A 1079-nucleotide genomic window follows, 5' to 3' on the forward strand; every position below is an offset into this window, starting at 1 on the left:
CTTGAAGTCAACTTTGAAGTGCAACACCGCTAGGACCGAGCAAAGACTTCGCTCGGCGTCTTGAAGCCCAGGCGGCGCCTGGGGCGGTCATTCAGTTCACGGGCAATGCTATTGCAATCAGCCTGAGTGAGACTGCGCAAGCACACCCCTTTGGGCAGGTACTGTCGGATCAGCCCGTTAGTGTTCTCATTCGTTCCCCGCTCCCATGAGTGATACGGCGTGGCGAAGTAGAACTTCACCGCATGCTTGCGCTCCACGCGTTCGTAGTCGTGGAACTCTGTGCCGTTGTCCAGCGTGATCGTGCGCACGCACCCTCGCAACTGCCTGATGGCCTGGCTCAGCGCCGCCGCGGCTTGTTCCATGCTGCGGGCGGTCAGCTTCTTGATCACGACATAGCCCGTCACCCGCTCCACCAGCGTGAGCACGCAGTGGCGCAGATCCGAGCCCATCACCGTGTCGCCCTCCCAGTGACCAAGTTGCCGTCGCAGTTGCACAGCCTTCGGGCGCTCGCTGATGTGCCGCTTGCCCACCAGTCGCCCTCGCGTCGCCGGGCTTCCACGGCGCTTGCGGCCGAACTTGCTCATGATCCTCAGTTCGCGCCACAGTTGACCGCCAGCGCGCCGCTCTCGGCGCACGTAGCGGTAGATCGTCTCCTTGCTCATGCTCGGCTGCTTGAGCGCCCGTCGGCGCCCCGCAATCTGCTCAGGACTCCACTTGCGGTGAAGCAGTCTCTGCACCTCGCCCCATTCCTGCGGGCTGTACTGGCTACCCTTGCGTGTGCGACGGCGTCGGGCCATGGCGTACTGCTGTGCCTTCTCCGCTCGGTAGTGCCCGTCGTGCGTGGTCGTGTTGCGCTGGCGTTCGCGTGTGATCGTCGAGGTCGAGCGCCCAAGCACCTGCCCAATCGCTCGGTAGGTATACCCCTGGTGCAACATATTGGCCATCGCGTATCGTTCGCCGTGGGTGAGTTGGCTATAGCCCATGCTGTCGTCCCCTTCTTGCCGGTTGAGGGTCTCTGCACTATGGCCAGCTCCCTACCTTCTTTGGAGACGGTGTTGCACTTACCTTGCCAAACCGCG

1 protein-coding gene is annotated in these 1079 nt (G+C 62.7%); it reads right to left on the bottom strand.

Annotation, left to right across the window (positions count from 1 at the left end):
- Window positions 1-29: 29 nt before the first annotated feature.
- Entirely contained in the window at window positions 30-983 is a 954-nt protein-coding gene (locus AC07OQ_RS24460) for an IS30 family transposase (RefSeq protein WP_495055740.1), read from the bottom strand.
- Between the last annotated feature and the right edge of the window lie 96 nt (window positions 984-1079).

This window comes from Roseateles sp. GW821-FHT09B06, assembly GCF_059418245.1.

Coding starts and splice junctions, on each gene's coding strand:
- AC07OQ_RS24460 (WP_495055740.1), bottom strand. CDS start 983: ATGGGCTATAGCCAACTCACCCACGGCGAACGATACGCGATGGCCAAT.